Origin of the sequence: Aeromonas sp. 9A, from assembly GCF_963900955.1 — a bacterium.
In the GTDB taxonomy this organism is placed as follows: Bacteria; Pseudomonadota; Gammaproteobacteria; order Enterobacterales; family Aeromonadaceae; genus Aeromonas; species Aeromonas salmonicida.
In genome coordinates this window covers 4518200-4531461 of the sequence record NZ_CAWRFG010000001.1, presented here as the reverse complement: position 1 = coordinate 4531461, position 13262 = coordinate 4518200, and the positions used below count along the sequence as shown (strand labels likewise).

General features: G+C 54.2%; 11 protein-coding genes. 8 read left to right on the top strand and 3 right to left on the bottom strand.

Annotated features, from left to right (window positions below):
- Positions 1-141: 141 nt before the first annotated feature.
- Positions 142-1452, bottom strand: a complete 1311-nt coding sequence (locus AACX78_RS20950) for a type II toxin-antitoxin system HipA family toxin (RefSeq protein WP_159167311.1) — start codon at positions 1450-1452, stop codon at positions 142-144.
- A complete protein-coding gene (locus tag AACX78_RS20945) occupies positions 1452-1706 on the bottom strand; it encodes a helix-turn-helix domain-containing protein (RefSeq protein ID WP_159167310.1) in 255 nt (84 codons plus the stop codon). The genes AACX78_RS20950 and AACX78_RS20945 overlap by 1 nt, the downstream gene beginning before the upstream one ends.
- A 617-nt stretch (positions 1707-2323) precedes the next feature.
- Between AACX78_RS20945 and hsdR the strand changes: the two genes are divergently transcribed.
- The 6 genes from hsdR to AACX78_RS20915 all read left to right on the top strand — a co-directional run bounded on the left by hsdR (position 2324) and on the right by AACX78_RS20915 (position 10456).
- Positions 2324-4801: an EcoAI/FtnUII family type I restriction enzme subunit R gene (gene hsdR / locus AACX78_RS20940; protein ID WP_159167309.1), complete on the top strand. Its 2478-nt coding sequence runs from the start codon at positions 2324-2326 to the stop codon at positions 4799-4801.
- Between the two features lie 120 nt (positions 4802-4921).
- Positions 4922-6409: an N-6 DNA methylase gene (locus AACX78_RS20935; RefSeq protein WP_159167308.1), complete on the top strand. Its 1488-nt coding sequence runs from the start codon at positions 4922-4924 to the stop codon at positions 6407-6409.
- Entirely contained in the window at positions 6409-8043 is a 1635-nt protein-coding gene (locus AACX78_RS20930; protein WP_159167307.1) for a restriction endonuclease subunit S, read from the top strand. Before AACX78_RS20935 ends, AACX78_RS20930 begins: the two co-directional genes overlap by 1 nt.
- Positions 8044-8083: 40 nt before the next feature.
- Positions 8084-9091 (top strand): YecA family protein, encoded by a 1008-nt coding sequence (locus tag AACX78_RS20925; protein ID WP_201302915.1) that lies wholly within the window; start codon positions 8084-8086, stop codon positions 9089-9091.
- 10 nt (positions 9092-9101) lie between these two features.
- A complete protein-coding gene (locus AACX78_RS20920) occupies positions 9102-10220 on the top strand; it encodes a hypothetical protein (RefSeq protein WP_159167306.1) in 1119 nt (372 codons plus the stop codon).
- Positions 10221-10252: 32 nt separating this feature from the next.
- Positions 10253-10456, top strand: a complete 204-nt coding sequence (locus AACX78_RS20915; protein ID WP_159167305.1) for a hypothetical protein — start codon at positions 10253-10255, stop codon at positions 10454-10456.
- 25 nt (positions 10457-10481) lie between these two features.
- Here the strand turns inward: AACX78_RS20915 and AACX78_RS20910 are convergent, their stop codons facing one another.
- Entirely contained in the window at positions 10482-11345 is an 864-nt protein-coding gene (locus AACX78_RS20910) for a YicC/YloC family endoribonuclease (protein ID WP_042870412.1), read from the bottom strand.
- Between the two features lie 289 nt (positions 11346-11634).
- Between AACX78_RS20910 and rph the strand changes: the two genes are divergently transcribed.
- Together rph and pyrE are read left to right on the top strand one after the other, a co-directional pair.
- On the top strand, positions 11635-12351 hold the full coding sequence (rph, locus tag AACX78_RS20905; protein ID WP_042870411.1) for a ribonuclease PH: 717 nt from the start codon (positions 11635-11637) through the stop codon (positions 12349-12351).
- Between the two features lie 81 nt (positions 12352-12432).
- Positions 12433-13086, top strand: a complete 654-nt coding sequence (gene pyrE, locus AACX78_RS20900) for an orotate phosphoribosyltransferase (protein WP_159167304.1) — start codon at positions 12433-12435, stop codon at positions 13084-13086.
- Positions 13087-13262 lie beyond the last annotated feature (176 nt).

Sequence of the window (13262 nt, the reverse complement as noted above, 5' to 3'; positions counted from 1 at the left end):
CCTGTTTATGCTGAACCATCCCCGCGCTGGCCAAGTGGAGGTGGGAAAAGTGGGAAACAGGGAAAACTGGGCCTGGATGTGAGGTGGTAATGGTTGGTGCTTATGTTTTGTCTCTGGCCAGGATTCATTTCACTTGGTTGACTACCGTGTTAAACGCTGCGCTCTGGTACTGAGCCCATCCAGAATCGAGTCCGCAATCTGGGCGGGAAATGTCTCTGGTAACTGCTGACGGACGGCCAAGATCACTTCATCCACCCTGCTTGCCATTTCGTTTAGGATCATTTCCATTTGCACCTTTTCAAATCCCACCGCTTTGGCTGTCTGATAGAAATGGCGAGGAAATATCTGCTCTATCGCATATTTCTTGCCCTTGGTCGCGGTCAGGCCCATGGCCAGCTTTGCATCGCGTGGGTGTAGACCTCGACCACCAAACGCGGGATACATAGAGAGGATGTCGTAAAATGGGGTCAGGCGAAAACGCCCTTCCGGTTCAATAAAGACCGAGAAGTTCTTGGCATGGCCATCGGTGGCCGCCAGCAGCCAGAACAGCACCTGAGATTTCATCAACAGGTAGCGATCCGGTTCTGGTGTCGCAGAGCCCAGCAAGGTTTTCATGATGTCAGTGATCCCCGGTCCTCCATGGCTCTCGTACTTTCGTGCTGACGGAACATTCAATACCTGACAGAAATCCTCTTGAGGAAGCCGCATGATCCAACTGCGATCGGCAGCGTAACGTCTGTCAAAGCGTTCCACAGCAAGTGCTTTGACTTGGCCAACCTGCATCATGAAGCAGTGAGGTACGGGTAGACCAAACTCCTTGGCAATCAGAGTGCAGATATATTCGTTTTCTACGCTCTGGGAGAGGTCTATCGAGTAGGAGTGGCTTTCAATCTTGCCGATGGGGAGTTTGATAATGTGGGTTGTCGGTGTTGCGTTGAGTGGCAAGTACCAACGGCCATCGAGATAGAGCAGTGCTGTTTTTTCTTGCGCCCCGGCGATGGAGATCCGGAACTCCTCTTGCTCCCTGACCATCCCCAAAGGGATTCCTGATTTGTAGCTGGTTAGGATCTGCTCCAGTTCGTCATCGGAAAGTGCCTTGTAGTCGATTCGCCTGACATCTGGAACATCGTGCCCTTCAGTAACCAGCTGTAATGCCCCTACGCTATCCTGGCCAATGCAACTGAGCAGATCGAAGGGCTGGGTTGATGCCGCTTGATAGCGTGCTACAACCCTGTTCCTCACCTCCGTATTATCTGGCAGCAGGTTATCGAAGAAGTTATAGGCTTCATCGCCCCGGTAGGCCTGATGGCGCAATGGCATGGAGAGTGAGATCGGACGGCTGCCCGGTTGTGCTAGCCACGACTCATGGTACTGAAACTGATGGGCACCACTGGTAGTTTTGGTGAATGTGCCTACCCGATAGCCGTTCATGTAGACAGCCAGATGGGCCATTACCACTCCTCCTTCCAGCCTGACGCAGGGCTATCGGATGACTCATTGCGGGGTTTGATGTCCAGTGACAATTCGAGTGCCGCGAGGATCTTGAACAGGGTCTCCAGCTTGGTGGACTCAGGGTTGAGCTCGCAGCTGGAGACTGTGTCTTGCCTAATTCCCACTTTCTCGGCCACTTTACCCTGGGAGAGCTTTTGCGAAAGCCTGGCATCCTTGATACAGGCGCTCAGCTGCTTGGCGCTGGTTACTTTCATGATTCGACTACCTGGTCGCGTGCCTTCTTCCAATTTACACGCTATGACAGGTATATCAATATTTACCTGTTATAGGAGGTAAATATAACTTACACGCTATAGGCGGAATTTAACACTTATCCCCTATAGCGGGTAAGAGAACGGTAAACGGAGATATGACGTCGAAGTTTCAATCAATATGGGCAGCCAACCAGTCGAGACCTTGCTCTGCAAACGTGAACAGCTGGTCGCTATGCCAGGATTGTGATGGACGCTACGCATTATCGTGCAGCAAACCTACCGATCCTGACTGAAGTATGTGGGTGGTCTGTATCAAGCGTTCAAAGACAACTCAAAAGTGATCTATTGGTGAAGGCGCAGACTTGAAGTGTGTTCCGTCGGATCAAAAGGCTACCGAAAGGTCGTGTTTTGATGCCGTGCGATGGTTCCAAAAAGGTATGCCCTTCAACAAGCATTCACTACGACCTAGTTATGCGATTGCCAGACGTATCCTTGGCCAGAAGGTACGCTATCAAGAGCAGCCCTCCATGTTGCTTTATGAGTCTGAAATCAACAAAACTCGGCTGATTTTATGAGAGAATCTTGAGCAATATTGTCCCCCGACCGGAAGAGTGCTCATGGCCGAGATCAACAAAGCAACCCTCACCGAAGCCGACATCATCTCCAAATACCTGCTGCCTGCCATCAAGGTGGCGGGGTGGGATGACCTGACCCAGGTCCGCCAGGAGGTGAAGCTGCGGGATGGCAAAGTGGTGGTGCGCGGCCAGATGGCGGCACGTAAAAAGGTCAAATCGGCCGATATCGTGCTCTATCACAAGATGGGCTTGCCACTGGCGGTGATCGAGGCCAAAGCCAACAAGCATGAAATTGGCAAGGGGATGCAGCAAGGGCTCGATTATGCCCGTCTGCTGGATGTGCCGTTCGTGTTTGCCAGTAACGGCGATGGCTTCGTGTTTCATGACAAGACCAATCCGGCCAAGCTGGAATCCGAGATCGCGCTGGAGGACTTCCCCAGCCCGGGCCAGCTCTGGGACAAACTCTGCACCTGGAAGGGCTACACCCAGGCTCAGCTGCCTGTCATCAGTCAGGACTACTACTCGGATGGCAGTGGCAAATCTCCCCGCTACTACCAGCTGCAAGCCATCAACAAGACCGTAGCAGCCATCTCGAAAGGTGAGGATCGGGTATTGCTGGTGATGGCCACCGGCACCGGCAAGACTTACACAGCGTTCCAGATCATCTGGCGTTTGTGGAAGGCGGGGGCCAAGAAGCGCATCCTGTTTCTCGCCGATCGCAACATTCTGGTGGATCAGACCAAGATCAATGACTTTCAGCCCTTTGGCCCGGCCATGACCAAGGTCACCGGACGCACTGTCGATCCCGCCTATGAGATCCACCTTGCTCTCTATCAGGCGCTCACCGGGCCAGAAGAGTCACAGAAAGCCTTTAAGCAGGTCTCACCCGACTTCTTCGACCTGATCGTGGTGGATGAATGTCACCGGGGCAGCGCCGCCGAAGACAGCGCCTGGCGCGAGATCCTCGAATACTTCTCATCGGCCACCCAGATTGGTCTCACCGCCACACCCAAAGAGACCGAAACAGTCTCCAGCACCGATTACTTCGGTGACCCTGTCTATACCTACTCCCTGAAAGAGGGGATTGAAGATGGTTTTCTTGCCCCCTACAAGGTGGTGCGGGTCGATATCGATGTGGATCTGCAGGGGTGGCGTCCCACCAAAGGGCAGATGGACAAACAGGGCAACCTGATTGAAGACCGTATCTATAACCAGAAGGATTTCGACCGCACTCTGGTGATCGACGAGCGTACCCAGCTAGTGGCCGAAACCATCACCAACTACCTCAAGAAAACCGACCCGATGGCCAAGACCATCGTGTTCTGCAACGACATCGATCATGCCGACCGGATGCGACGGGCGCTGGCAAACCTCAACCCCGAGCAGATGCTGAAAGATGACCGCTATGTGATGAAAATCACCGGCGATGATGACCTTGGCAAGGCCCAGCTCGACAACTTCATCAACCCGAAAAAGCCCTACCCAGTCATCGCCACCACTTCCGAGCTGATGACCACTGGCGTTGATGCCAAGACCTGCAAGCTGGTGGTGCTGGACCAAAACATCCAGTCCATGACCAAGTTCAAGCAGATCATCGGCCGTGGCACCCGTATCGACGACAAGTACGGCAAGCTCTGGTTTACCATTCTCGACTTCAAGAAGGCCACCGAGCTGTTTGCCGATCCCCGTTTCGACGGCGAGCCGGAGCGCGTCATGGTGGTCAAACCGGCAGACATCAACAACCCGGATGATGGTCTGGGCGATCTCATCGACGGCGCCGATCCACTGCCAGCCGATGAACCCGGCGATAATGACGATCCGTTTGCCCCCGGGGTTGATGAACAACCCGGCAGTTACACAACCGGTAGTGACGGTGGCCACAGTGGCGCAGGGAGTCAGGGCGCAGGCCCGCTGGGTGGCCCCGAGCCCGGGGTCAGCAAGTATTATGTCAACGGCGTGGCGGTCAGCGTCATCGCCGAGCGGGTGCAGTATTACGATGCCGATGGCAAGTTGGTGACCGAATCCTTCAAGGACTACACCAAGAAGACCCTGCTCAAAGAGTTTGCCACCCTCGATGCCTTCACCAAACGCTGGCAAGCCGCCGAACGCAAGCAAGCCATCATGGATGAATTGGCGCAGGCGGGCGTGCTGTGGGAGGTGTTGGAGCAGGAAGTGGGTAAGGATCTCGACCCGTTCGACCTTATCTGCCACGTGGTATACGATCAGCCGCCACTGACCCGGCGCGAGCGGGCCAACAACGTCAAAAAGCGCAACTACTTCACCAAGTACAACGACACCGCCCAGCAGGTGCTGACCAGTCTGCTCGACAAGTATGCCGATCAGGGGGTGACCGAGATTGAGACCAAGGATGCGCTAAAAGTGGCCCCCTTTACCGAGTTGGGTCGCCCGCTGGAGTTGGCCAAGAAGGGCTTTGGTGGCGCCAAACAGTTCGAGCAGGCCATCACCGAACTGGAGCAAGAGATCTATCGCCACACTGATCGCGAGCAGCAGAGCGCCTGACGACCTGACTGCTTCTGAACTACCATGCGGCCATTCCAATGATGGCCGCTTGTTTTATCGATACTCCTGACGCATTCGCCCCTGTATTCGTCACCATTTTTGTAAAAAGCAGAGATTCTCATGTCATCCATCAGCTCAGTCATCAAATCCATTCAGGACATCATGCGCAAGGACGCCGGTATCGACGGTGATGCCCAGCGTCTCGGCCAGCTCTCATGGCTGCTGTTTTTGAAAGTGTTCGACGCCCAGGAAGAGGAGCTGGAGTTTGAGCAGGATAACTATCGCTGCCCCATTCCCGAGCGCTTCCTGTGGCGCAACTGGGCGGCCGATAGCGAAGGGCTGACCGGTGATGCCCTGCTCGATTTCGTCAACAACGATCTGTTCGACAGCCTGAAAAACCAGCCTGCCAATATCAGTCTCAACCCCCGTGGTTATGTGGTGAAAGAGGCGTTCAGCGATGCCTTTAACTACATGAAGAACGGCACCCTGCTCAAGCAGGTGATCAACAAGCTCAACGAGATCGACTTTACCGACAGCAGCGAACGCCACCTGTTTGGCGACATCTACGAGCAGATCCTGCGCGACCTGCAGAGCGCCGGTAATGCGGGTGAGTTCTACACCCCCCGCGCCGTCACCCGCTTTATGGTCAACCGCATCGACCCCAAACTCGGCGAGCGGATCATGGACCCGGCCTGCGGCACCGGCGGCTTCCTCGCTTGCGCGTTTGATCATGTCAAAGAGCACTATGTCGAGACCGCTGCCGACCATCAGACCCTGCAGCAGCAGATCCTGGGGGTCGAGAAGAAGCAGCTGCCGCACCTCCTTTGCACCACCAACATGCTGCTGCACGGCATCGAGGTGCCGGTGCAGATCCGCCACGGCAACACCCTCGACAAGCCGCTGTCGAGCTGGGATAGCGATATCGACGTGATCCTCACCAACCCGCCTTTTGGCGGCACCGAAGAGGATGGCATCGAGCAGAACTTCCCCGCCGATCTGCGCACCCGTGAAACCGCCGACCTGTTCCTGCAACTCATCATCGAAGTACTGAAAAAGGGCGGTCGCGCCGCCGTGGTGCTGCCTGACGGCACCCTGTTTGGCGAAGGGGTCAAAACCAAGATCAAGCAACTGCTCACCAGCGAGTGCAACCTGCACACCATAGTGCGGCTGCCCAACGGCGTGTTTGCCCCCTATACCGGCATCAAGACCAATATCCTGTTCTTCTCCAAGGGTCAGCCCACCAAGGATGTCTGGTTCTACGAGCACCCCTATCCGGCTGGCGTGAAGAACTACAGCAAAACCAAGCCGATGAAGTTCGAGGAGTTTGAGGCCGAGATTGCCTGGTGGGGGGATGAGGCTGACGGTTTTGCTGCCCGGGTAGAGAACGAACAAGCCTGGAAGGCCAGTATCGACACCATCATCGAGCGCAACTTTAATCTCGATATCAAAAATCCCCATGTCGGCGAGCAGATAAGCCATGACCCCGACGAGCTGCTGGCGCGCTATGCCACAGAGCAGGCTGAAATCCAGACCCTGCGTGACCAGCTAAAAGCCATTCTGGGTGACGCCTTGGGCAAAGGTGCGGTCAAGCAAGAGGGGCAGGCATAATGGCAATCGAGAATCTGATTACCGACCACCTGGATCTCTGGAGTGCGACGGTGCGCCCGAAAAGCAGTGCCGGGCGCGGCGCGAGCAGCAAGCTGGAACTTACTGGTATCAAAAAGCTGCGTGAGCTGATCCTGGAGTTGGCGGTGCGCGGCAAACTGGTACCGCAAGACCCGAGCGATGAACCGGCCTCCGTGCTGTTGGAACGGATTGCAGCCGAAAAGGTGCGGCTGGTCAAAGAGGGCAAAATTAAAAAGCCCAAGGCATTACCGAAAGTTAGTGAGCAAGATAAGCCGTTTGAACTGCCAAAAGGGTGGGTAATTACCCGTTTGGGAGAGATAGGTATATGGGCTACTGGAAACGGATTTCCTACCAATGAGCAGGGCCTTGAAGATTTAGAAATTCTTTTTTGCAAGGTTAGCGATATGAATCTTGATGGAAACGAAAGATTCATTTTGAAAACCATGAATACGGTCAGTGAAGATACTGCACGTAGAATAAAGTTAAATTTACACAAAGCTGGCGCCGTTATATTCCCAAAGATTGGCGGGGCAATTGCAACAAATAAAAGAAGAATAATATCCAAGGCAACAGCAATAGATAACAATTGTTTGGGCATTACTCCTTATAGTGAAGTAGCATCCGATTATTTATTCTTTCTTTTAACATCTATTGATATGGCCAAGTATCAAGTCGGAACATCTGTCCCTGCATTAAGTCAAGGCACTTTGGAACTGATCCCAATTGGAATTCCCTCCATAGATGAACAACACCGCATCGTCGCCAAAGTGGATGAGCTAATGGCCCTCTGCGACCAGCTGGAGCAGCGCAGCGAATCACAGCTAGCGGCCCATCAGACGCTGGTGGAGACCCTGCTTGCTACGCTGATAGACTGTGCCGATGCCGACGAACTAGCGCAAAACTGGGCGCGGCTAAGCACTCACTTCGATACCCTCTTTACCACCGAGGCCAGCATCGACGCCTTGAAACAGACCATCCTGCAAATGGCTGTCACTGGTACTTTGGTTTCTTGGGGGAATAATGTCAGAGAAGAAAAACTTAAAAATTGTATCTCATTTGGCCCGAGAAATGGTTTTTCGCCAAAGGAAACTACAGAAGATACCGGGTTTTATGTATTGAAATTAGGCGCAACATCTTATGGCTGCCTAAATTTAACTGAGATTAAAAACATTGATATTGCTATTGAAAAAGAATCACATCTATTCATACGAAAAAATGACATTCTAATTCAACGAGGTAATTCTGCAAATTATGTCGGCTCTAACTGCCTAGTTGAATGTGATGTTGATGGAATCATTTATCCTGACTTGATGATGAAGATTATGGTGAATCATAAAGTCAGTGCAAAATATCTGTCTCTATGGTTGTCATCTCCGAGATCTCGGCGCTTCATGTGGGATAGGATGACAGGAACATCTGGGACCATGCCAAAAATAAGTAAGAAGGTTGTGGAGGAAATACCAGTAATGGTTCCTTTAATGGCATGCCAAAATGACATTGTTGCCAAAGTCGATGAACTGATGACCCTCTGCGATCAATTGAAATCCCGCCTGCAAACCAGCCAGCAGACCCAGCTTGCCCTGGCCGAGTCGCTGGTGGCAGGCGCCCTGTCCTGATAAGTCGCTTGCGGCATTCGCCCGATGATAAGAGGCATTGATGATGAAACCCAGTCGTAACGATCCTTGCCCCTGTGGTAGCGGTAAAAAATTTAAACGTTGTTGTATGACCCGCGAGGGCAAGCTGCATGCCGACGTGCAGGATGAGGTCGCCGCCATGTTGGCCATGAACCCACATTTGAGCCTGGCGGAACTCAATGTGGCGTTACAGCACAAAATGGCGGATTGTAATAACCAACCGCATCCCGATTTTTGTGGGGTGACGCCGACCCAAATGGCCAATTGGCTTTATGCACCGTTCGATCAATTACAGTGGCTCACCATCAGCACGCCAGAACATCTTGCTGCCAGCCCGGTGATGCGCTATCTAGGCCTCATGCTTGATGAGGCCATGGCGCAATCCGGGTCATTCAACGCCACCAGCAAAGGCAACTTGCCGACCAAATTAGTCAAACAGGCCTGTGCGTTATTGCCGGAGTTTGCCGTGGCGCAGGGCGCAGGTGACATCAGGTTCAGCGAGTTTGCGGGCAATAACGAAGACAAATTCAATGCCCTGCACTACACCAGAGTGTTAGCCGAACTCAGTGGGATTATTTATCGCCGCAGCGGTCGTTATCATGTGAAAAAAGCAGCGCAGAAACAGTATCAGGCGGCAGGGATACAGCCCTTTTTTAAACCTATGCTAGCGGCTGCCGTCAGCCAATATAACTGGGCGTATTTTGACCAATATCCATTCGATGTCGATGTGCGTATGTTTTGGGTGTTTATGCTGTGGCGCCTGCAACACCACCACAGTGCCGCCGAGTTGGTGCAAGAGGTGATGACGGCGTTCCCCGATGTGCTCTTGGCCATCCCTGCCGACCATTACTTCTCACCGGAAAGCAATTTGGGCACGCTCATCGAGTTACGGTTTATTGAACGATTTTTACAATACTGGGGATTTGTGACGATTGAGCCGAAGCGTTATATCAACGCTGAGCCGGTCGCCAGAAGGGTTCATATCCAGCCTTTGTTACAGCAAACCTTTCAATTCACCCTTAACCGATAGCAAGGTCATCGTGAGCGAATATCAATACTACAAATTTGAGCGTGTCGATGGGCAGTTAGCCCCTCACGCCCGCCAGGCACTCAGAGCCATTTCAAGTCGAGCCGAGATTACCGCGACCGCTTTTCAGGTCTATTACACCTACAGTGACTTGAAGGCCGATCCTGTCGAGCTGATGTTAAAATATTTCGACATCGGTTTTTACTATGCCAATTGGGGCTCTATTTATGCTTATATCAAGTTGCCTGCCGGCACGATCCCCGATGCGTTACTTGGCTTTTCGCTCGATGGCCTTCATGCAGATGAACGCGATGAATGGCAATTGCTGACTTTTTCTATCGAAGAGTACGGCGAATATTTTGACGATGAACATGCTGACGACTTTTTCCAACACTTAGCCGCTTTGCGCAGTGCCTTACTTCAGGGTGATTGGCGTCTTGTCTATTTTATGTGGCTGAAAGAGTGCGAATTTAATGAAGAAATTGATGGGGTACCTTTAATTCATTTCGATTTTGAGCACCTCAGTGAGGAGGTGCAGGCTTTTGCCACCCTTTATGATATTCCCTTGGCTTGGGTTAACGCGCTGGCGATGGTGCTGAATGCACACCCCAGTCACCCAGCCAAACAGGCCGAGTTGCAGTTTGACGGCTGGTTCCATCATCTCACTGACGCGGAGAAACAGACGCTATTAAGCACGCTGTTTGAACAAGGCCAGTTAACCCGTCATCAAGCCTTGGCGATGACGCGAAAAGAATCGGCCAACCAGGATGAAGCCTATCACTATTGGTTAACTCCTGACGTGATTACGCCTTACGTTGCACAAGCGCAACGCCAATTACAGCAAGCGCAAGCCGACGCGATCGCAAAGAAAATGGCGATTGAGAAAGCGGAAAAAGAGAAAGCATTGACGGATATCTACCATCAGCGCGAACACGCTTGGCAGCAAGCACAAGAGCAAGCGGATCGCACGTGTGCCAGTGGCTACGATGCGGCATCACGCTTTTTGCATCAGTTATGCGAAGCCTATCAGCTCAAAGGCGATAGCCCCGCGTTTGCCCTGCGCTTTAAGCGATTTGTGGTGGCGAATAACAGCCGTAAAGCGCTGTTAACCCGGCTGAAAGATCTGCTGTAGGCGGGTATCCGGTTACGCAACATGAGTCTGAGTTGTTGAGTTATGTTCCCGGCCGCCATGCTGTTCGCCTCAACCTCAACATGACCCCTGGCGGCGAACGGGGAGCCATCATCGTCGAACAAAACAAGCAGGCGCGGCATGCCGGTTGTCACCGACATCGGCCCATCTATGTGGCCGGTAAAATGAAAAAAGCCCTGTATCTACCCTGCTATTCACAAGGTAATACGGGGCTTTAAAGAGATCCTTGGGCGGCTGAAAAAACTATTCGATGTTCTGAATTTGCTCGCGCATCTGCTCGATCAGGACTTTCAGCTCGACGGCGGACTGGGTCACCTCGGCGTTGATGGATTTCGAACCGAGCGTGTTCGACTCGCGGTTGAACTCCTGCATCATGAAGTCGAGACGACGGCCACAGGCGCCACCCTTCTTCATGATCTTGATGGTCTCACTGATGTGCATCTCCAGACGATCCAGCTCTTCGGCCACGTCGATCTTCTGGGCCAGCAGCACGATTTCCTGCTCGATACGGGCCGGATCCAGCTCCACCTTGGCTTCGGTCAGGCGATCGGTGAGCTTCTGGCGCTGCCACTCTATGATCTGCGGCAGGTGTATGCGCACCTTCTTCACTTCCACCTGGATGCCATCCAGACGCTGCTGGATCAAGTTCTTGAGGTTGGCCCCTTCGCTGGCACGGGAGGCGATAAAGTCTTCCATGGTCTGGTCAAACCCGCCAAGCAGCTCGGTGGCGACGGCGTCCATGTCTTGTTCGGCGGCGGCCATGACACCCGGCCAGCGCAGCACGTCGACCGGGTTGAGCTGGCCCTGGCCCGCTTCTTTCATTACCCAGTTGGCGCTGTCGATGATGAGCTTGGCCAGCTCTTCATTGATGTGCAGCTGGCTGGCGGCGGCCTGAGCGGCTTCGAAACGCAGGTTGCACTCCACCTTGCCGCGCTGCAGCTTGGCACGGAAACGCTCACGCAGCACCGGCTCCAGGCTGCGCAGTTGCTCCGGCAGACGGATATAGGTTTCCAGATAGCGCTGGTTGACCGAACGAATTTCCCAAACGGCTGTGCCCCAGTCGCCCTTGAATTCCTTGCGGGCGTAGGCGGTCATGCTGTGAATCATTGATTGTTCCGGGCTTGATGAAGTGTGCGGCCAGTATACTCAGCCAGACTTGTCCCGTCAGCCATAGCCGTGGCTTTAGAACCCGTTCCGGCTTTTGTGGGACAGTGTTGAGCCGGCCCGGTGCTGCCCTGGCTCATGAACGAGGGTGATGGACGCCGGTTCCTGCGTGGTTACTCACCCTTGCGATGACTGCTCACGACCGATGATGAACGGCTTCTTAGCGGCTGATATTTGGGGCTGGATCACTTATACTCCTTCGCCAATTTGAGCCAGCCCAGAGGTCCGTTCCATGTCACGTCCAAGCGATCGCAGTGCCGCGCAACTTCGCCCGGTTACCATTACCCGCAATTTCACCAAACATGCAGAAGGCTCAGTGCTGGTGGAGTTCGGTAACACTCGCGTGCTGTGCACCGCCAGCGTCGACACCAGCGTACCGCGCTTCCTGAAAGGGAAGGGTCAGGGTTGGGTCACTGCCGAATACGGCATGCTGCCGCGCTCCACTCACTCCCGGATGAACCGCGAAGCGGCCGCCGGCAAGCAGAGTGGTCGTACCCTGGAGATTTCCCGTCTGATCGCCCGCTCCCTGCGCGCGGCGGTAGACCTGACCGCACTGGGTGAGCACTCCATCACAGTTGACTGTGACGTGTTGCAAGCCGATGGCGGCACCCGCACCGCCTCCATTACCGGTGCCTGCGTGGCGCTGGTGGATGCGCTGAACTGGATGGTCGAGAAGGGCATGCTCAAGCAGAGTCCGCTCAAGCAGATGATCGCCGCCGTCTCTGTCGGCATGTATCAGGGCGAAGCCATCTGCGATCTGGAGTACATCGAAGACTCCGCCGCCGAGACCGACATGAACGTGGTGATGACCGAAGATGGTCGCATCATAGAGGTGCAGGGCACTGCAGAGGCCGAGCCCTTCACCCATGAAGAGCTGCTGGCGATGCTTGGGCTCGCCAAGGGCGGCATTGAAGAGATCATTGCGCTGCAGAAGCAGTCACTCTCCTGATTTCTGTTTTGAAAAACGCGGCATTGACCGCGTTTTTTTATACCCCACACCAGTAAACGACAAGCCAAGCAAGGAGCCAGAATGAAAGCCTACCAGCGTCAATTTATCGAGTTCGCCCTGGAGAAACAGGTCCTCAAATTCGGTGAATTTACCCTGAAATCCGGTCGTAAAAGCCCCTACTTCTTCAACGCCGGTCTGTTCAACAGCGGCCGCGATCTGGCCCGCCTCGGCCGCTTCTATGCCGCCGCCCTGATGGATGCCGGCACCCCGTTCGATGTGCTGTTTGGCCCGGCCTACAAGGGGATCCCCATCGCCTCCGCCACCGCTGTGCAGCTGGTGGAGCAACACGATGTGGATGTGCCCTGGTGCTTCAACCGCAAGGAGGCCAAGGATCACGGCGAGGGCGGCAATCTGGTGGGCAGCCCGCTCAAGGGGCGCATCATGCTGGTGGATGACGTCATCACCGCCGGGACCGCCATCCGCGAATCCATGGATCTGATCCAGGCCAACGGTGCCTCCCTGGCGGGCGTGCTGATCGCGCTGGATCGTCAGGAGAAGGGCAAGGGCGAGCTCTCCGCCATTCAGGAAGTGGAGCGTGACTACGGCGCCCACATTATCGCCATCATCCAGATGAGCGATCTCATCGCCTATCTGGAAGAGAAGCAGGCCGAGCAGCCGGAGCTGGCAGCCCAACTTGTGGCCATGCAGGCTTATCGCGCCCAGTACGGCATCTAATCGCCCTCTGTTCTAGCGCTAACAAGCCATGCATCGGCGCTCGCCTCTTGCCCGGGTAATCCGGCAGGGGCGGGCGCCGTTTTTTTTATGTTTAAAAAGTGCGTGTCGTGGCTTGAGCTTGCCCTTACAGTAAAGGTTAGGGTTTGTCGGTCGGCAGCCAGTTTGGCCGATTGGTT

Excerpts from the sequence above, each read along its gene's own strand:
- AACX78_RS20930 (WP_159167307.1), top strand. The coding sequence starts at position 6,409 with ATGGCAATCGAGAATCTGATTACCGACCACCTGGATCTCTGGAGTGCG.
- hsdR (WP_159167309.1), top strand. The coding sequence starts at position 2,324 with ATGGCCGAGATCAACAAAGCAACCCTCACCGAAGCCGACATCATCTCC.
- rph (WP_042870411.1), top strand. The coding sequence starts at position 11,635 with ATGTCACGTCCAAGCGATCGCAGTGCCGCGCAACTTCGCCCGGTTACC.
- AACX78_RS20935 (WP_159167308.1), top strand. The coding sequence starts at position 4,922 with ATGTCATCCATCAGCTCAGTCATCAAATCCATTCAGGACATCATGCGC.
- pyrE (WP_159167304.1), top strand. The coding sequence starts at position 12,433 with ATGAAAGCCTACCAGCGTCAATTTATCGAGTTCGCCCTGGAGAAACAG.
- AACX78_RS20925 (WP_201302915.1), top strand. The coding sequence starts at position 8,084 with ATGATGAAACCCAGTCGTAACGATCCTTGCCCCTGTGGTAGCGGTAAA.
- AACX78_RS20910 (WP_042870412.1), bottom strand. The coding sequence starts at position 11,345 with ATGATTCACAGCATGACCGCCTACGCCCGCAAGGAATTCAAGGGCGAC.
- AACX78_RS20950 (WP_159167311.1), bottom strand. The coding sequence starts at position 1,452 with ATGGCCCATCTGGCTGTCTACATGAACGGCTATCGGGTAGGCACATTC.
- AACX78_RS20945 (WP_159167310.1), bottom strand. The coding sequence starts at position 1,706 with ATGAAAGTAACCAGCGCCAAGCAGCTGAGCGCCTGTATCAAGGATGCC.